Below are 19,614 nucleotides of genomic sequence, written 5' to 3' on the forward strand. Positions count from 1 at the left end.
GGAACATTCCATGCTTAAAGCTAAAATTGTGCTGATTTCAGCACTGGTGTCCTGCGCCCTGGTTTCCGGGTGTAAGGATGATAAAAAATCCTCTGTCGCGATTGAATTTATGCACTCTTCTGTAGAACAGGAGCGGCAGGCGGTTATTGCCAAACTGATTGAGCGCTTTGAAAAAGAGAACCCCGGTATCAGCGTCAAACAGGTTCCTGTTGAAGAGGATGCTTACAACACCAAAGTGATTACCCTCGCACGTAGCGGTTCACTTCCTGAAGTCATTGAAACCAGCCATGACTACGCGAAAGTCATGGACAAAGAATCGCTTATCGATCGCAAAGCGGTGGCGCAGGTCATCAACAGTGTGGGTGAAGACGCGTTTTATGATGGCGTACTGCGTATTGTGCGTACCGAAGATGGCTCTGCATGGACCGGGGTACCGGTTAGCGCCTGGATTGGCGGGGTCTGGTATCGCAAAGATGCACTGGCAAAAGCAGGGCTGGAAGAGCCGAAAGACTGGCAGCAACTGCTCGAAGTGGCGCAGAAGTTAAACGATCCGGGCAGTAAAAAATATGGTATTGCGCTACCTACGGCGGAAAGCGTATTGACCGAACAGTCCTTCTCTCAGTTCGCGCTCTCTAACCAGGCTAACGTTTTCGATGCGCAGGGAAAGATCACGCTCGACACGCCGGAGATGGCCCAGGCGTTGCAGTATTACCGCCAGCTTGCGATGAATACCATGCCGGGATCTAACGACATCATGGAGGTCAAAGACGCTTTCATGAACGGCACTGCGCCGATGGCTATTTATTCCACCTATATCCTCCCGGCGGTGATTAAGGAGGGGGATCCTAAAAATGTTGGTTTTATGGTTCCGACGGAAAAAACGTCTGCCGTCTATGGCATGTTGACATCGCTGACCATAACCGCAGGTCAAAAAACCGAAGAGACAGAAGCCGCAGAAAAATTTGTCACCTTTATGGAGCAGGCCGACAACATTGCTGACTGGGTGATGATGTCCCCTGGCGCTGCGCTCCCGGTCAATAAAGCAGTGGTGAATACCGCAACGTGGAAAGATAACCCCGTTATTAAAGCACTGGGTGAATTACCCGATCAACTGATTGCCGAACTGCCGAATATTCAGGTGTTTGGCGCAGTCGGCGATAAGAACTTTACCCGCATGGGCGACGTTACGGGTTCCGGTGTCATAAGCACCATGGTGCACAACGTCACGGTAGGAAAAGCCGATCTTTCAACGACGATGAAGGCAAGCCAGACCAAACTGGATGACCTTGTTGAACAGCGCTAATGGGGAAATGGAAAGCCGTGATGAATAAGTTCTTTTCAGGTCGATCGGATATGCCATTTGCCATGCTGCTGCTGGCGCCCAGCTTGCTCTTGCTGGGTGGTTTAGTCGCATGGCCGATGATATCTAACATCGAAATCAGCTTTATGCGTCTGCCGCTTAATCCACAAATTGAGTCAACATTTGTCGGCTTGAGCAACTATATCCGTATCTTAACCGATCCCGGATTCTGGCATTCGCTGTGGATGACGGTCTGGTATACCGCGCTGGTTGTTGCCGGGAGCACGGTGCTGGGGCTGGGAGTGGCGATGTTTTTTAACCGTGAGTTTCGTCTGCGAAAAACGGCGCGCTCGCTGGTGATCCTCTCTTACGTAACGCCATCAATTTCGCTGGTGTTTGCCTGGAAATACATGTTCAACAACGGCTACGGCATTGTGAACTACCTCGGCGTGGATCTGCTGCATCTGTACGATCAGGCGCCGCTGTGGTTCGACAATCCCGGCAGCAGCTTCGCACTGGTTGTACTTTTCGCCATCTGGCGCTACTTCCCGTATGCCTTTATCTCATTTCTGGCGATTTTGCAGACTATTGATAAATCGTTGTATGAGGCGGCGGAAATGGATGGCGCGAACGCCTGGCAACGGTTTCGTATCGTCACGCTGCCAGCGATCATGCCGGTGCTGGCGACCGTAGTCACGCTGCGTACGATCTGGATGTTCTATATGTTCGCCGATGTTTATCTGCTGACCACTAAAGTCGATATTCTCGGGGTCTATCTCTATAAAACGGCGTTTGCATTCAATGACCTGGGTAAAGCGGCTGCTATTTCTGTCGTCCTCTTCGTCATCATTTTCGCTGTTATCCTGCTGACCAGAAAACGGGTGAACCTCAATGGCAACAAATAAGCGCACGCTTGGCCGCATCGGCTTTTACTGTGGATTAATTGTCTTCCTCGGTATCACGTTATTTCCGTTTTTTGTGATGCTGATGACCTCATTTAAAAGCGCAAAAGAGGCGATTTCACTGCATCCCACGCTGTTACCTCAGCAATGGACGCTGGAACATTACATCGACATTTTCAACCCGATGATCTTCCCGTTTGTTGACTACTTCCGTAATAGCCTGGTGGTATCGGTCTCGTCATCGGTGGTGGCGGTGTTTCTCGGCGTCCTCGGAGCGTATGCGCTGTCCCGCCTGCGTTTTAAGGGACGGATGACCATCAACGCCAGCTTTTACACGGTGTACATGTTCTCGGGGATTTTGCTGGTGGTGCCGTTGTTCAAAATCATTACGGCCCTCGGCATTTATGACACCGAAATGGCGTTGATCATCACCATGGTGACCCAAACGCTGCCGACAGCCGTGTTCATGTTGAAAAGCTATTTCGACACCATTCCGGATGAGATCGAAGAAGCTGCGATGATGGATGGATTAAATCGTCTGCAAATTATCTTTCGCATCACCGTGCCGTTGGCCATGTCTGGTCTGGTTTCGGTCTTTGTGTACTGCTTTATGGTCGCGTGGAATGACTATCTGTTTGCCTCGATTTTCCTCTCCAGCGCCAGCAATTTTACCTTACCGGTCGGTCTGAACGCGCTGTTCAGTACGCCTGACTATATCTGGGGACGCATGATGGCCGCATCGTTGGTCACCGCATTGCCGGTGGTCATTATGTATGCGCTTTCCGAACGTTTTATTAAGAGTGGTTTGACCGCAGGCGGCGTGAAAGGCTAAGCGGCCAGTTTAATTAAGGAGTTGTAAATGAAGAAGTTAGTTGCCACCGAACCGCGTGTTGCAGCGCTGGTGGAATATGAAGACAGAGCGGTATCCGCCAATGAAGTGAAAGTCCGCGTACGTTTTGGCGCACCCAAACATGGCACTGAAGTAGTCGATTTCCGCGCTGCCAGTCCGTTTATTGATGAAGATTTTAACGGCGAATGGCAAATGTTTATGCCGCGTACGGAAGGGGCGCCGCGCGGAATCGAGTTCGGTAAGTTCCAGCTTGGCAACATGGTGGTGGGCGATGTCATTGAGTGTGGTAGCGACGTGACCGACTACGCGGTCGGCGACTCTGTCTGCGGATATGGTCCACTGGCAGAAACGGTCATCTTTAATGCCGTGAACAACTACAAACTGCGCAAAATGCCAGAAGGGAGTTCGTGGAAAAATGCCGTGTGCTATGACCCTGCACAGTTCGCTATGAGCGGTGTGCGTGATGCCAATGTGCGCGTCGGTGACTTTGTGGTCATCGTCGGGTTAGGGGCAATTGGCCAGATCGCCGTGCAACTGGCTAAGAAAGCGGGAGCGTCAGTGGTGATTGGCGTGGATCCGATTGCCCATCGTTGTGATATCGCGCGTCGCCATGGGGCTGATTTCTGTCTGGACCCGATTGGCACCGACGTGGGCATGGAAATTAAAAAGCTGACCGGCAAACAGGGCGCGGATGTGATCATCGAAACCAGCGGCTATGCGGATGCGCTGCAATCAGCGTTACGCGGTCTGGCCTACGGGGGCACCATCTCCTATGTCGCCTTCGCAAAACCTTTTGCCGAAGGGTTCAACCTGGGCCGTGAAGCGCACTTCAACAACGCCAAAATTGTCTTCTCCCGCGCCTGCAGTGAACCAAATCCAGATTATCCGCGCTGGAATCGCAAGCGCATTGAGGAGACCTGCTGGGAACTGTTGATGAACGGTTATCTGAACTGTGAAGAGCTTATCGATCCGGTAGTCACCTTCGCCAGCAGTCCGGAAAGCTATATGCAGTATGTCGATCGCCATCCGGAACAAAGCATCAAAATGGGCGTGACGTTTTAATTAAGGAATGCAGAAAATGAAAATTGGAACACAGAATCAGGCTTTTTTCCCAGAAAATATTCTCGAGAAATTCCGTTACATCAAAGAGATGGGTTTTGATGGTTTTGAAATTGACGGCAAATTGCTGGTCAACAATCTTGAGGAAGTGAAAGCGGCGATCAAAGAAACAGGTCTGCCCGTGACCACCGCCTGCGGGGGCTATGACGGTTGGATCGGTGATTTTATCGAAGAACGTCGTTTGAATGGTTTACAGCAGATCACCCGCATTCTTGAAGCGCTGGCCGAAGTCGGCGGGCAAGGGATTATTGTCCCTGCCGCCTGGGGCATGTTTACCTTCCGCCTACCGCCGATGACCTCTCCGCGTAGCCTGGAAGGCGATCGCAAAGCCGTCAGTGATTCATTGATTTATCTCGATAAAGTCGCTGAACGTACGGGCACGGTGGTGTATCTCGAGCCGCTCAATCGCTATCAGGATCATATGATCAACACCCTGGCGGATGCTCGCCGCTATATCGTGGAAAACAACCTGAAGCATGTGCAAATCATTGGTGATTTTTACCACATGAATATCGAAGAAGACGATATGGCGCAGGCGCTGCACGATAATCGCGATCTGCTGGGTCACGTGCATATTGCGGATAACCATCGTTATCAGCCGGGGAGCGGTACGCTGGATTTCTCTGCGCTGTTTGACCAACTGCGTGAAGATAATTATCAGGGTTACGTAGTGTATGAAGGACGGGTACGGGCGGAGAACCTGCCGGAAGCATACCGTCAGTCGCTGGCCTGGCTGCGTACCTGCTAAGAGGATTTCCGTGAAAAGTGCACTGACAAGCGCTCCGCTACGTGTCGCCATTATCGGCGCCGGGCAGGTAGCGGATAAAGTTCATGCTTCGTACTACTGCACCCGCAACGATCTGGAACTGGTGGCTGTCTGTGACAGCCGCCTGTCACAGGCGCAGGTGCTGGCAGAGAAATACGGTAATCCGCAGGTTTGGGACGATCCGCAGACGATGTTACGCGAAGCAAAGCCAGATATCGTCAGTATCTGTTCGCCCAATCGTTTTCATTATGAACACACCATGTTGGCGCTGAACGCTGGCTGTCATGTGATGTGCGAAAAGCCCCCGGCCATGACGCCAGACGAGGCGCTGGAGATGTGTAAAACGGCGCGGCGGATGGGAAAAGTACTGGCATATGATTTTCACCATCGTTTCGCACTGGATACCCAGTTGCTTCGCGAACAGGTGATGGCAGGCGCGCTGGGCGAAATCTATGTCACTAATGTCCGCGCTTTGCGTCGCTGCGGCGTACCCGGCTGGGGTGTTTTTACCAACAAGGAACTGCAGGGCGGTGGGCCGCTGATTGATATCGGTATCCATATGCTTGATGCCGCGATGTATGTGTTGGGCTTCCCGGCGGTAAAGCGTGTTAACGCGCACAGCTATCAGCGTATTGGCACACGTAAGAGCAGCGGCCAGTTCGGGGCATGGGATCCCGCGACGTACACCGTTGAGGATTCTCTGTTCGGCACGATCGAATTTCATAACGGCGGGATCCTGCGTCTTGAGACCTCTTTCGCGCTGAATATTCCTGAACAATCGATTATGAACGTCAATTTCTGCGGCGATCTTGCCGGGGCGACCTTATTTCCGGCGCGGGTCTATACCGATCGTGACGGGACGCTGGATGTGCTGTTCCAGCGCGAAATAGCCGATGACAATCGTCATTTTCGCAGCATGGAGGCCTTCGTGAATCACGTTCAGGGCGAGCCTGTCGCTATTGCGGACGCAGAGCAGGGCGTCGTTATTCAACAACTGGTTGCCGCACTGTATGAATCGGCTGAAACAGGAACATATGTAGACTTATGACGAAGCCAGTAATGCTAACCGAACCGGCTTTTTGCCCACACAGCCTCAACAAATATGCGTCTCTGATGACGCTTGGCAACGGCTATATGGGGATTCGCGCCAGCCACGAAGAAGCCTACACCTTACAAACTCGCGGCATGTATCTGGCGGGACTGTATCACCGGGCGGGGAAAGGTGAAATTAACGAACTGGTTAATCTGCCTGATGTGGTGGGTGTGGAGATCGCGCTTAATGGCGAGATTTTCTCACTAACCAGCGGCGTGATTGAGCGCTGGCATCGTGAACTGGATTTTGCCAGCGGAGAATTACGCCGTACCCTGGTCTGGCGAGCGCCCGGCGGCGCACGTTTCGCTATTGAGAGTCGGCGGTTTGTCTCGGCGCAAAAACTGCCGCTGTTTGCTATGGAAGTTGCCGTTACCCCACTGGATGGTGATGCGAGCATTGGCATCTCAACCGGGATTGATGCCACGATCACCAATCATGGACGTCAGCATCTGGATGAAACGCAGGTCCGGGTATTTGGTCAGCATCTGCTGCAAGGCATTTACACCACCCAGGACAATCGCAGCGATATCGCGATCGCGACGTTTTGCGACGTAGACGGTGCGGCGCAGCGCTGCTTCACCGCCAAAGAACGTCGGTTGTTACAACACAATAGCGTGCAGGCGAAAACCGGACAACGCGTTACGCTGACGAAAATTAGCTGGATAGACTGGGCGAGCGAGCGCAGCCTGTCGCTGGAAACCTGGGCACGCCAGTCGCTACGTAATCTGGAAGCGTGCGCCCAGCAGGGATACGATGCGCTGCTGGCGGAGTCGACCGCTAACTGGCATGCCTGGTGGCAAAGCCGTCGCGTTCAGGTCATCAGTAATGATATGAGCGATCAGCGAGCGCTGGATTATGCGCTCTATCATTTGCGTGTAATGACGCCAGATCACGATGAGCGCAGCAGTATTGCGGCGAAAGGTCTGACAGGCGAAGGGTATAAAGGTCACGTTTTCTGGGATACCGAGGTCTTTCTGTTACCGTTCCATCTCTTCACCGAGCCGAAAACAGCAAGAAGTTTATTACGTTACCGCTGGCATAACTTGTCGGGCGCGCGTGAGAAAGCCCGCCGCAACGGTTGGCAGGGGGCGCTGTTTCCCTGGGAGAGCGCGCGCAGCGGTGAGGAGGAGACGCCTGAATTCGCGGCGATCAACATCCGTACCGGCCTGCGGCAGAAAGTGGCCTCCGCACAGGCTGAACATCATCTCGTGGCGGATATAGCCTGGGCGGTGATTAATTACTGGCATGCCACCGGGGATATGAACTTTATGTCCCGTGAAGGTATAACGCTGCTTCTGGAAACAGCGAAGTTCTGGATCAGCAGAGCCGTCATGGTTAATGACCGTTTAGAGATCCACAATGTAATTGGCCCGGATGAATACACAGAGTATGTGAACAACAATGCGTTCACCAACTACATGGCCTGGTACAACGTGGAGCAGGCGCTCGGTTTTGCGCGTCGCCTGGGCTGTAGCGATGAGACCTTTATTCACCGTGCTGAGCATTTTTTACGCCATCTCTGGCGACCGGAAGCGTTGTCTGATGGCGTGTTACCTCAGGACGACACCTTCCTGAGCAAACCGGTTATCGATCTGTCCAGTTACAAAGCGAAAGCGGGCAAGCAGACGATTTTGCTCGATTACTCCCGCGCAGAGGTCAATGAGATGCAAATTCTCAAACAGGCCGATGTGGTGATGCTGACCTATATGCTGCCGGAGCAATTCAACCCGCAAACCTGTCTGGCGAACCTGCGGTTTTACGAGCCGCGCACCATTCATGACTCGTCTTTGAGTAAGGCTATCCATGGGATTGTGGCCGCGCGTTGTGGTGATTCAGAGCAGGGGTATCGCTTCTGGCGTGAAGGATCGCTTATCGATCTCGGAGACGATCCACATAGCTGTGATGACGGTATCCACGCTGCGGCGACGGGGGCCATCTGGCTGGGCGCAATTCAGGGATTTGCTGGCGTGAATGTTCGCCACGGGGAGTTACATCTTGCCCCTGCATTGCCTGACCATTGGCAAACTCTCTCTTTCCCACTGCGTTGGCAGGGCGTTGATATGCAGGTCACTATCAATAAAGCAGAGATCCGCATTAGCAGCACTGAGCGTATTACCTTGTGGGTTAATGGCGAAAAGATCGCCGTCCAGGGGGCGTCAGCGATTACCTATGACGGTATTATTACGTCTATTCATGGGACCGCTACCACAAAAAGGGATGATGAATGATCCTCAAACCACAGGCCATCATTTTTGATTTGGATGGCGTGATTACCGATACCGCGCATCTGCATTTCCTGGCGTGGCGGCAGGTAGCCGACGAAATAGGGATTGCGATTGACGAAGCATTTAATGACAGCCTGAAAGGGATTAGTCGTGGCGAGTCACTGCAGCGTATTTTGCACCACGGCGGAAAGGCGGGGGAGTTTACTCCCGAGACTTGCGCACAATTGGCTGAGAGAAAAAATCGTCTGTACGTCCATTCTTTGCGCCAGTTAACGGTTAACTCGGTATTGCCGGGGATTCGCGAGCTGTTAATGACGTTACGGGAAGAGCGGATTCCGGTGGGGCTGGCCTCCGTGTCGCTCAATGCGCCCACTATTTTACAGGCGCTTGATCTTAGCGCTTGTTTTGACTTTTGTGCGGATGCGGCGCTGATTACCCGTTCGAAACCGGATCCGGAGATTTTTCTGGCTGCCTGTGCGGGTCTTGGCGTTGACCCGCAGCAGTGCATTGGCATAGAAGATGCTCAAGCAGGCGTGGATGCGATCAACGCCTGCGGCATGCGCTCTGTTGGCATCGGTACGGGGCTGAACGGGGCAAACTTGCAGCTCCCTTCAACCGAATTTCTGACGTGGCCGTGCTTATCGGCTTTCTGGCAACACGACAAGTAAAGGATTCAACATGGCACAGCTTTCGTTGCAACATATTCAAAAAATTTACGACAACCAGGTGCACGTCGTTAAAGACTTCAATCTGGAAATCGAAGACAAAGAGTTTATTGTTTTTGTTGGGCCTTCCGGTTGCGGGAAGTCAACGACGTTGCGCATGATCGCCGGTCTGGAAGAGATCAGCGGCGGCGATCTGCTGATTGACGGTAAACGGATGAATGATGTGCCGGCGAAATCGCGCAATATTGCGATGGTTTTTCAGAACTATGCGTTGTACCCGCACATGACCGTCTATGACAATATGGCGTTTGGCCTGAAGATGCAGAAAATTGCTCCGGCGGTGATCGAGGAGCGCGTTAACTGGGCGGCGCAAATCCTTGGCCTGCGCGATTATCTGCAGCGTAAACCTGGCGCGTTATCCGGCGGTCAGCGTCAGCGCGTGGCGCTGGGACGTGCGATTGTTCGTGAGGCGGGGGTCTTCCTGATGGATGAGCCTTTATCGAATCTCGATGCCAAACTTCGCGTGCAGATGCGGGCAGAAATTAGCAAACTGCATCAGAAACTGAATACCACCATGATATATGTTACCCATGATCAAACCGAAGCCATGACGATGGCGACGCGTATTGTGATTATGAAGGATGGCATTGTTCAACAGGTTGGCGCACCGAAAACGGTGTATAACCACCCGGCAAATATGTTCGTCGCCGGATTTATTGGATCGCCGGCCATGAATTTTATTCGTGGCGCGATTGATGGTAATAAATTCGTTACCGAAACGCTGAAGTTAACCATTCCCGAAAATAAATTAGCACAGCTAAAAGCGCAGGGTTATGAGCATCAGGCCGTTACGCTGGGTATTCGTCCTGAAGACATACATCCGCAGCCTAATAATGAAAATAATGTATCAGCAAAAATTAGCGTCGCAGAATTAACAGGCGCTGAGTTTATGCTTTATACCATCGTTGGGGGGCATGAGTTAGTGGTCCGTGCTGGGGCAGTGAATGATTATCACGCAGGAGAAAATATCACTATTCATTTTGATATGGCGAAATGCCATTTCTTTGATGCTGAAACTGAAGTGGCTATTCAATAAAATTCCGGGGGGATAACCCCCCAAACCTTGGGGCATTTTTGCGAGTATTTTAACAAGGAATAATAATGAAAACCCTACTGTCCGCTACTGCGCTGATTATGAGCGCAGGAGTGGCCTGTGCGCAGGCCGCTGAAAAAAATGACTGGCGCTTTAATATCGGTGCCATGTACGAAATAGAAAACGTTGAAGGTCAGGGCGAAGATATGGATGGACTGGCTGAGCCGTCAGTCTATTTTAATGCGTCCAATGGACCATGGAAAATATCTCTGGCCTATTATCAGGAAGGTCCGGTTGATTACAGCGAGGGGAAACGCGGTACCTGGTTTGATCGCCCGGAACTGGAAGTTCGCTATCAATTCCTCGAAAGCGAGGATGTTAATTTCGGCCTGACCGGTGGTTTCCGTAATTACGGCTATCACTATGTTAATGAACCAGGAAAAGACACTGCCAATATGCAGCGCTGGAAAGTTCAGCCGGACTGGGATATTAAACTTAGCGACGATTTGCGTTTTAGCGGCTGGCTGGCAATGTATCAATTCGTCAATGACTTGAGTACCACGGGTTACTCAGATAGCCGCGTTGAAAGCGAAACCGGTCTGAATTATACCTTCAACGAAACGGTGGGCTTAACGGTCAACTATTATCTCGAACGCGGTTTTAATCTGGCGGATTCGCGTAATAATGGCGAGTTCTCGACCCAGGAAATCCGTGCTTACTTACCGTTGTCTTTCGGCAATACCACCCTGACGCCGTACACCCGTATTGGCCTTGATCGTTGGTCAAACTGGGACTGGCAGGATGATCCGGAACGGGAAGGGCATGATTTCAATCGCCTTGGTTTACTGTATGCTTATGATTTCCAAAATGGTTTATCAATGTCACTGGAATATGCATATGAATGGGAAGATCACGACGAAGGTGAAAGCGACAGATTCCATTATGCGGGGATTGGTGTGAATTACGCATTCTAAAATGTGCAGGGGCATTGTTATGCCCCTGTTTTTACACCAGTGAGTCGGCCAACGATATTTGCGTGCCCACGGTAATATTTTGTAAGCCTTTCTCACCGGCAATCAGGTTAAATAATAAATTACAGCTTTGTTCGCCGAGCTGCTGAGTTGGGACATCAATGCCTCCCGGCACGGGTGTCAGCATAAAAGACAGCAGTTCATTACTGTAGCCTACAACGGCAAGCTGTTGCGGAATGGCGATATTTTTCTCTGCCGCCACGCGATATAAACTCATTAACTTTAAACTGTCGGTGGCAAATACTGCGTCGGGTAACGGTTGTTGACTCAGTAATTTCCGCGAAGCGAGCAGGGCGGTCTCATGAGTATAACCCCCATCAATAATCCACTCATCGCGTATTTGAATATTATGTGCCTGAAGGCTGGCTTTATACCCGTTGACGCGATCGATGGAAACATGAACGTCAAGCGGGGCATGTAAACAGGCAATATTACTGTGGCCGCTCTCAATAAGCGCATTTGTCAGTGTGATGCTGTCACGATAGTTATCAGTGTCTACAGAATACACATTGGCATACTCTCCTTCCACTTTACCAATAACCACGACCGGGACGTTATATTTATCCAGTCTTGCAAAAAAAGATTCATCGGCGGGAGAACTCAGCATAATGATGCCTTTGATCAATTTTTGCTTAATTTTGCTCTCACATTTTTGTAAATCATCTTCGGTGCTTCGCGACGTCTGTAATATGACATCAAAACCGACTTCTTCGGCTTTGGCCGTAATAGCATGCAGCACTTCAGAGAAAAAGGGATTACCGGCGGTTGTTTTGGCAGAACGGGTTGATATCACCATTATTGCGTCAAAGCCGGAAGAGGTGAGCGCCCGAGCCAGTTTATTGGGCTGATACTGTAACTCATCAATAGCGCGCAGCACTTTTTCCAGCGCTTCCGGCGAGATGTTGGTTTGCTTATTCAGCACGCGCGATACCGTGGATTTTGATACGCCAGCGGCTCGTGCAATATCATAAATGGTAGGAGACATAGATCCCAAGCTCCGTCCGAGAGTCAATGGCGGACATATTATGGAGTTCAATGCCGAATGACAACAATCACAGAATGCTGACAGAAAAATCAAAAGACACACCGCACAATGTGTTACCTGAAGAACAATGCGATCTGCTGGTGTGTACGATGATAATGCAGTCGCAATATTTTCTTAAGAACTGGCGTATAGTGTTGTAGTGAAATCCAACTCTCGATCAGGAAGATATTATGTTTAAAAAAGGCGTATTAGCGTTGGCACTGGTCATTGGCATGCCGGTTTATGCTGCCGAACACTGGATTGATGTTCGTGTGCCTGAGCAATACCAACAGCAGCATATTCAGGGGGCCGTCAATATTCCGTTAAAAGAGATGAAGGCGCGTATCGCAACAGAAGTGCCTGATAAGACCGACACCGTGAAGTTGTATTGCAACTCCGGGCGTCAGTCGGGGCAGGCGAAGGATATGCTCGTTGAAATGGGCTACACGCAGGTGACGAATGAAGGTGGAATCAACCAGATCGCGCTGCCAAAAGTAGAGAATAACTAAACCATCCGTATATCTTCTGTAACAGGCGGCGCGAATAGTGCCGTCTGACACCGCTCAGGTAGTTGATAAATAAGAATTGACCCCTATCTTTACTTCCTGTTTGTTATAATTTCTTCGGTTCCTTCAGCATAACGGGATGGCGATGAAGCGACTTAAAAATGAACTCAATTCGCTGGTTAATCGCGGCGTAGATCGGCATTTGCGCCTGGCTGTCACCGGGCTTAGCCGTAGCGGTAAGACGGCGTTCATCACCGCGATGGTAAACCAGTTACTCAATATTCATGCCGGTGCGCGACTGCCGTTGCTCAGCTGCGTGCGCGAAGAACGTCTGCTCGGCGTTAAACGGGTTCCTCAACGTGATTTTGGCATTCCGCGTTTTACCTATGATGAGGGACTGGCTCAGCTGTATGGCTCTCCGCCAGCCTGGCCGACACCGACGCGCGGGGTGAGCGAAATTCGCCTGGCGCTGCGCTACAAGTCCAATGACTCTTTGCTGCGCCACTTCAAAGACACCTCCACGCTATACCTGGAAATCGTCGATTATCCGGGCGAGTGGCTGCTCGATCTACCGATGCTGGCGCAGGATTACCTGAGCTGGTCGCGGCAGATGACCGGATTATTGCAAGGTCAGCGGGGCGAATGGTCGGTCAGATGGCGACAGCTATGCCAGGGGCTGGATCCGCTGGCCCCTGCTGATGAAAACCGTCTGGCGGAAATTGCCGCCGCGTGGACGGAGTATTTGCATCAGTGCAAACAGCAGGGACTGCATTTTATTCAACCAGGTCGCTTTGTCCTGCCGGGAGATATGGCGGGTGCGCCCGCGCTGCAATTCTTCCCGTGGCCGGATGTGGAAGAATACGGCGAATCTAAGCTGGCACAGGCGGACAAACACACCAACGCAGGCATGTTGCGCGAGCGGTTTAATTACTATTGCGAAAAGGTTGTGAAGGGCTTTTATAAGAATCACTTCCTGCGTTTTGATCGCCAGATTGTACTGGTGGATTGCCTGCAACCGCTCAACAGCGGGCCACAGGCGTTCAATGATATGCGTCTGGCGCTGACCCAATTGATGCAAAGCTTCCATTACGGGCAGCGTACGCTGTTTCGTCGGCTGTTCTCTCCGGTGATCGACAAACTGTTATTTGCCGCCACCAAAGCTGACCATGTCACGGTCGATCAGCACGCCAATATGGTGTCGTTGCTCCAGCAACTGATTCAGGATGCCTGGCAAAACGCCGCGTTCGAAGGTATTAGCATGGATTGTCTGGGCCTGGCATCGGTACAGGCAACCACCAGTGGCCTGATTGATGTGAAAGGCGAAAAGATCCCGGCGCTGCGTGGCAATCGCCTGAGCGATGGCGAACCGCTGACCGTCTATCCTGGTGAAGTGCCCGCACGACTGCCAGGACAGGCATTCTGGGACAGCCAGGGATTTCAGTTTGAAGCATTTCGCCCGCAGGTGATGGATGTTGATAAACCCTTACCGCATATCCGTCTTGATGCCGCGCTGGAGTTTTTAATAGGAGATAAATTGCGATGAGCGAGCCGTTAAAACCGCGTATCGATTTCTCAGGTCCGCTGGACGTGGAACAAAACACGGCGTTTAAAGCGCAGCAAATGTTCAATGAAACGGAAGCGCAGACCTTTGCTCCGGCGACACTGGATGAGCCTCTGGAAGACGAAGGCCAGGCAGAAGCGGTGATTGATGCTGCCTTGCGTCCTAAACGCAGTTTGTGGCGCAAAATGGTGATGGGCGGGCTGGCGCTGTTTGGTGTGAGCGTTGTCGCACAGGGCGTACAGTGGACCATGAATGCCTGGCAGACCCAGGACTGGATCGCGCTGGGAGGGTGCGCCGCGGGCGCGCTGATCGTCGGCGCGGGCGTGGGGTCGGTGGCGACCGAGTGGCGCAGGTTGTGGCGTTTGCGCCAGCGAGCGCATGAACGTGATGAAGCGCGAGACCTGCTTCATAGCCACGGAACAGGAAAAGGTCGCGCATTTTGTGAAAAGCTGGCGCAGCAGGCGGGTATTGATCAGTCCCATCCGGCGTTACAGCGCTGGTATGCCTCTATCCACGAAACGCAAAACGATCGTGAAATCGTCAGCCTGTATGCCCATCTTGTGCAACCGGTGCTGGACGCGCAGGCGCGACGTGAGATCAGTCGTTCTGCGGCGGAGTCCACGCTGATGATTGCCGTCAGCCCACTGGCGCTGGTGGATATGGCATTTATCGCCTGGCGCAATCTGCGGCTGATTAATCGTATTGCCTCGCTGTATGGCATTGAACTCGGGTATTACAGTCGTCTGCGTCTGTTCCGGCTGGTGCTGCTGAATATCGCCTTTGCCGGCGCCAGCGAATTGGTCCGCGAGGTTGGTATGGACTGGATGTCGCAAGATCTGGCGGCGCGCTTATCCACACGTGCTGCGCAGGGGATTGGTGCCGGGCTGTTAACGGCGCGTCTGGGTATTAAAGCGATGGAACTCTGCCGTCCGCTCCCGTGGATAGATGACGATAAACCACGACTTGGGGATTTTCGCCGCCAGTTGATTGGTCAGGTCAAAGAGACCTTACAAAAGAACAAATCTCCGCGTGAAAGTTAACTGGAACAGGGTGTCGATGGTATAACTTTACGCCGCGGCGCCCAATTTTCCAGCGTGCTGTCAATATTTGTTGACAGAGTTCTTCCTGCAAACCAAATACTGTCTTATCATTTAACACATAATCCCTTGTCCAGGTGAAGGTTCCTATGCGTTTGGAAGTCTTTTGTGAAGACCGACTTGGTCTGACCCGCGAATTGCTCGATTTACTGGTGCTAAGAAGCATTGATTTACGCGGTATCGAGATTGACCCCATCGGGCGAATTTACCTTAATTTTGCGGAGCTGGAGTTCACCAACTTCAGTAGTCTGATGGCTGAAATCCGCCGTATTTCAGGAGTTACGGATGTACGTACCGTCCCCTGGATGCCTTCCGAACGGGAACATCTGGCGCTGAGTGCGCTGCTCGAGGCATTGCCTGAACCCGTTCTTTCTCTGGATATGAAAAGCAAAATTGAGATGGCGAACCCTGCGAGCTGTCAGCTTTTTGCTCACTCTCAGGAGCGGATGCGTAATCATACTGCCGCCCAGTTAATCAATGGTTTTAACTTCCAGCGCTGGCTCGAAAGCAATCCGCAGGATTCACATAGCGAGCATGTCGTGATTAACGGACAGAATTTCCTGATGGAAATTACGCCAGTTCACTTGCAGGGTGAAAATCAGGAGCAAATGCTGACGGGAGCCGTCGTCATGCTGCGTTCCACCATCCGGATGGGGCGTCAGTTGCAAAATATGACCACGCAGGATCTGAGCGCGTTTAGCCAGATTATTGCCGTCAGCGCCAAAATGAAGCATGTCGTAGAACAGGCCCGTAAGCTGGCGACGCTGAGCGCACCGCTGCTGATCACCGGTAATACCGGTACGGGTAAGGATCTCTTTGCCCATGCCTGTCATCTGGCGAGCCCGCGTGCGGCGAAGCCGTATCTGGCGCTGAACTGTGCGTCGATCCCTGAAGACGCGGTCGAAAGCGAGTTGTTCGGTCACGCAGGGGAAGGTAAAAAAGGGTTCTTCGAGCAGGCTAACGGCGGTTCAGTGCTGCTGGATGAGATTGGCGAAATGTCGCCGAGCATGCAGACCAAATTGTTGCGTTTCCTCAATGACGGGACCTTCCGCCGGGTTGGCGAAGATCATGAAGTCCATGTCGATGTACGTGTGATTTGCGCCACGCAAAAGAACCTGGTGGAGCTGGTGCAGAAAGGTTTGTTCCGCGAAGATCTGTATTATCGTCTGAACGTGCTGACCCTTAACCTGCCGCCGCTGCGCGATTGTCCGCAAGATATCATGCCGCTCACCGAACTGTTTGTGGCGCGTTTTGCCGACGAACAGGGCGTACCGCGTCCGAAACTGTCCGCCGATCTCAGTACGGTATTAACCCGCTACGGTTGGCCAGGTAACGTGCGCCAGCTTAAAAATGCCATCTATCGGGCGTTGACCCAGTTAGAGGGATATGAGTTGCGGCCACAGGATATATTATTGCCAGATTACGATGCGGCAACGGTTGCGGTCGGAGAAGAGGTGATGGAAGGCTCGCTGGATGAAATTACCAGCCGCTTTGAACGTTCTGTACTGACGCAACTGTATATGAATTACCCCAGCACGCGTAAACTGGCCAAACGGCTTGGTGTTTCACATACTGCGATCGCTAACAAGTTACGCGAGTATGGTTTGAATCAAAAGAAAAGTGAAGAATAAAGTATTATTGCCAATCCTGATTATGGGGTTGGCATTTTTTATTTGTTCATATTATTAATTTATTTCAATGTATTTATATTGAATATTAATACTCATGTGACCAGTATCCCTCATTCTTAATTAATTATTCCTGTAGTTGCTATTCATTTCACTCATTCCGCATTCCTCTTACAATTAACCGCATTTTGAATAATGCGATTATTAATAAGGGATGATTATGAAACTTAATATATTTACCAAAACAATAATTGGAATGGGCGCATTATGCGCCGCAGCACCCGTATTGGCTCTTGAAGCCTGGAGTGGACAAGAAGGAACCGGCCCTTACGAAGTTATTTATGACAGCGGCGTCTATACCAATGCCTGGTGGGTTGGCGCATCGGATTGTCCGGGAAATGCCTCAGGTGATGAAGCTAATAATCCCTGGCGTTTTGAACGTGATGCAACCGCTGCAGAAATCGCAGAATACGGTAACCCGACAACCTGCGATACTGGCGGCGGAACGGTAACCTATCCGGATTACAGTAGCGCAAATGCCTACAATGCCAATGATATTGTTACCTACAACGGTGCGACCTGGCAGACTTCTACCGCACAGAGCGCATACGGTTTCACGCCGGGGGCAGCCAATCCATGGGAAATGTATGCGGAAGTCGCGCAGTGGTCGGCAACCACGACGTACAATAAAGGCGATAAAGTTCAGAAAGACGGCCAGGAATATGAGGCGCTATTTTATACCATTGGCGATGATCCTTCCCTGGAGGCAAACCAGAACCCGTCTGGCACCAATGGTCGCCCGTGGAAACCGCTGGGTGCTGTCGTAACGTATACGACGGATCAACTCAATAATGCGCCTGAATTTAATTCTTCAACGCTGTATGAAAGCGGGACACTCATTCGATATAACGGCGAAAACTATGTTTCCCAGGCTAAAGTCCAGAAAGTCACGCCAGCCGATACCAATCCGTGGAAAATTTATATTGACTGGTCCGGCACTAAAGCAATGGTCGGGACACCTTCATCTGCGTGGCCTGCTCATGTCTACGCGCCGTATGTCGACTATACCCTGAACTCGCTGCCAGACCTTGCCAGTCTTGCCAAAAACCAGAATGTGACCCACTTCACCATGGCCTTTGTGGTGGCGAAAGATGCTGATACCTGTCTGCCAACCTGGGGCACGGCCTACAACATTAATGACTACACGCAGTACAGTAAAATTAAAGCGCTGCGTGAAGCCGGCGGAGATGTCATGGTCTCCATAGGGGGTGCCAATAACTCACCGTTGGCGGCAGCCTGTACCGACGTATCACAACTGCAGCAGCACTATTATGACATCGTTGAAAACCTCAACCTGAACGTGCTGGACTTCGATATCGAAGGGACCTGGGTTGCCGACCATGACTCCATTAACCGCCGTAACGAAGCTGTTAAGGCCGCGCAGGATCAGTGGAAAGCGGAAGGTCGTAGCGTGGGGATCTGGTACACGTTGCCTATTCTGCCGACAGGTCTGACCGATGACGGTCTGTATGTACTGAACGATGCGAAGGCCAAAGGGGTTAATCTGGCGGGCGTAAACGTGATGGCGATGGACTACGGCAGCAGTATCTGTCAGTCCGAGGGTACGGAAGGGCAGAATATTCATGGCAAATGTGCAACCTCAGCTATAGAAAACCTGTCAAGCCAGTTAAAACAGATATTCACCGATAAGAGCGATGACGAGATCAACGCCATGATGGGCGTTACGCCGATGAACGGCTACAACGACGTGCAGGGCGAAGTGTTCTATCTGTCGGATGCTAACCTGGTGATGGACGATGCCAAAGATCGCGATATGGGCATGATAGGCATGTGGTCGATGATGCGTGACCAGCCGGGTGTTGCCGGTCAGGTATCACCAGAACACAGTGGGTTGACTGAATCCCAGGCTCCGCAATACGCCTTCAGTGAAGTGTTTGCACCGTTTACCCATAGCGATGAGACACCGGCAGAGACGGAAATAAAAGACGTCAACGTTGACAAATCGACAAATAACCCGGAATTAAACTGGACACAAAATACGGCCAGTATCGAAAGTGGGGAATACACTGTCACCTTACAACATGATGGTTGGAATCGTGATGCCGTTGGTGAGCCGTACTATTTTGGTCAATACGGTAATGATAAGGTCGCCAGGGTGTACGTCACTGATTTAGGAAACGGCTATTCTAATGTTAAGTTACAAATGTTGACAGGGGAAGTCACGGAAGGCCATGTTGTACAGGTCAAGGATGCGAATGGGACTGTTGTATTAACTTATCAGTACACCCTCGAAGATGTAACTACGGGCAGCCCTTCGCAAATTGCCTCGTCAGAGACGTCGGTTAAAAATGGTTCGTTGACTTATACGATTAATGCAAGTACATCAATGATGATTGCATATGAGTACGTTAACTTTTATTACGATTCAACCGATGCAAAAGGAAAAACGACCACCACTCTTTGTGGCTCCTGGTTCCAGGGTATGATCAAGAATTTCGGCAAAGGTTGTTCCACGGTGATGAATCCGCACCAGGGTTACTGGTCGCCTTCTGAGACTATCTCTGTGAATAAACTGAAAGCGGGTGATAAAGTTTATGCGGCTACCGCTGACGGCAGTAGTGAAAGTGCAAAAATCTTTACCGTACTCGATTCGATTACCTTAACGGATGAAATGTTGAAAGCGTCCAGGTAAGTTAAAAAAGTCCTCACCTTCAAAGCCGTAACAGCAATGTT

The 19,614-nt window shown here is 51.3% G+C and carries 16 protein-coding genes; 15 read left to right on the plus strand and 1 reads right to left on the minus strand.

Features of this window, described 5'->3' with window-relative positions:
* Positions 1-10 precede the first annotated feature (10 nt).
* The 10 genes from ICA20_RS12065 (at position 11) to ICA20_RS12110 (ending at position 10,987) form a co-directional block, all read left to right on the plus strand.
* Positions 11-1,303, plus strand: coding sequence for an ABC transporter substrate-binding protein (locus ICA20_RS12065; protein WP_038640911.1), 1,293 nt, complete (start codon positions 11-13; stop codon positions 1,301-1,303).
* Positions 1,304-1,323: 20 nt separating this feature from the next.
* Positions 1,324-2,205, plus strand: a complete 882-nt coding sequence (locus ICA20_RS12070) for a sugar ABC transporter permease (RefSeq protein WP_038643191.1) — start codon at positions 1,324-1,326, stop codon at positions 2,203-2,205.
* Positions 2,192-3,034 (plus strand): carbohydrate ABC transporter permease, encoded by an 843-nt coding sequence (locus ICA20_RS12075; protein WP_038640909.1) that lies wholly within the window; start codon positions 2,192-2,194, stop codon positions 3,032-3,034. The genes ICA20_RS12070 and ICA20_RS12075 overlap by 14 nt, the downstream gene beginning before the upstream one ends.
* Positions 3,035-3,061: 27 nt before the next feature.
* Positions 3,062-4,114, plus strand: a complete 1,053-nt coding sequence (locus ICA20_RS12080) for a zinc-binding alcohol dehydrogenase (RefSeq protein WP_038640907.1) — start codon at positions 3,062-3,064, stop codon at positions 4,112-4,114.
* Between the two features lie 16 nt (positions 4,115-4,130).
* Entirely contained in the window at positions 4,131-4,919 is a 789-nt protein-coding gene (locus tag ICA20_RS12085; RefSeq protein WP_038640905.1) for a sugar phosphate isomerase/epimerase, read from the plus strand.
* A 10-nt stretch (positions 4,920-4,929) separates the two neighbouring features.
* Complete coding sequence (locus ICA20_RS12090) at positions 4,930-5,985, plus strand: Gfo/Idh/MocA family oxidoreductase (protein ID WP_038640903.1); 1,056 nt, start codon at positions 4,930-4,932, stop codon at positions 5,983-5,985.
* The gene (locus tag ICA20_RS12095; protein WP_129694997.1) at positions 5,982-8,258 is read left to right on the plus strand and encodes a glycoside hydrolase family 65 protein; all 2,277 of its coding nucleotides are present in this window, start codon (positions 5,982-5,984) and stop codon (positions 8,256-8,258) included. Before ICA20_RS12090 ends, ICA20_RS12095 begins: the two co-directional genes overlap by 4 nt.
* Positions 8,255-8,923, plus strand: coding sequence for a beta-phosphoglucomutase (gene pgmB / locus ICA20_RS12100; protein WP_038640899.1), 669 nt, complete (start codon positions 8,255-8,257; stop codon positions 8,921-8,923). Before ICA20_RS12095 ends, pgmB begins: the two co-directional genes overlap by 4 nt.
* 10 nt (positions 8,924-8,933) lie before the next feature.
* Complete coding sequence (locus tag ICA20_RS12105) at positions 8,934-10,016, plus strand: ABC transporter ATP-binding protein (protein ID WP_038640897.1); 1,083 nt, start codon at positions 8,934-8,936, stop codon at positions 10,014-10,016.
* Positions 10,017-10,081: 65 nt separating this feature from the next.
* Positions 10,082-10,987: an OmpG family monomeric porin gene (locus ICA20_RS12110; protein WP_038640896.1), complete on the plus strand. Its 906-nt coding sequence runs from the start codon at positions 10,082-10,084 to the stop codon at positions 10,985-10,987.
* Positions 10,988-11,018: 31 nt separating this feature from the next.
* On the opposite strand, the gene ICA20_RS12115 is transcribed toward ICA20_RS12110, so the two are convergent.
* Entirely contained in the window at positions 11,019-12,029 is a 1,011-nt protein-coding gene (locus ICA20_RS12115) for a LacI family DNA-binding transcriptional regulator (protein ID WP_038640893.1), read from the minus strand.
* A 230-nt stretch (positions 12,030-12,259) separates the two neighbouring features.
* On the opposite strand from ICA20_RS12115, the gene pspE reads away from it, so the two are divergent.
* From pspE to ICA20_RS12140, 5 genes are all read left to right on the plus strand, one after another.
* Positions 12,260-12,577 (plus strand): thiosulfate sulfurtransferase PspE, encoded by a 318-nt coding sequence (gene pspE, locus ICA20_RS12120; protein WP_038640891.1) that lies wholly within the window; start codon positions 12,260-12,262, stop codon positions 12,575-12,577.
* Positions 12,578-12,719: 142 nt separating this feature from the next.
* A complete protein-coding gene (locus ICA20_RS12125) occupies positions 12,720-14,117 on the plus strand; it encodes a YcjX family protein (RefSeq protein ID WP_038643189.1) in 1,398 nt (465 codons plus the stop codon).
* Positions 14,114-15,175, plus strand: coding sequence for a YcjF family protein (locus ICA20_RS12130; protein ID WP_038640890.1), 1,062 nt, complete (start codon positions 14,114-14,116; stop codon positions 15,173-15,175). The genes ICA20_RS12125 and ICA20_RS12130 overlap by 4 nt, the downstream gene beginning before the upstream one ends.
* A gap of 146 nt (positions 15,176-15,321) precedes the next feature.
* Complete coding sequence (tyrR, locus tag ICA20_RS12135) at positions 15,322-16,863, plus strand: transcriptional regulator TyrR (protein WP_038640886.1); 1,542 nt, start codon at positions 15,322-15,324, stop codon at positions 16,861-16,863.
* A 217-nt stretch (positions 16,864-17,080) separates the two neighbouring features.
* A complete protein-coding gene (locus tag ICA20_RS12140) occupies positions 17,081-19,573 on the plus strand; it encodes a lysozyme (protein WP_080700409.1) in 2,493 nt (830 codons plus the stop codon).
* The last annotated feature ends 41 nt before the right edge of the window (positions 19,574-19,614 follow it).

The sequence above is a fragment of the Citrobacter sp. C5_2 genome, assembly GCF_014596845.2.
Classification (GTDB): Bacteria; Pseudomonadota; Gammaproteobacteria; order Enterobacterales; family Enterobacteriaceae; genus Citrobacter; species Citrobacter werkmanii.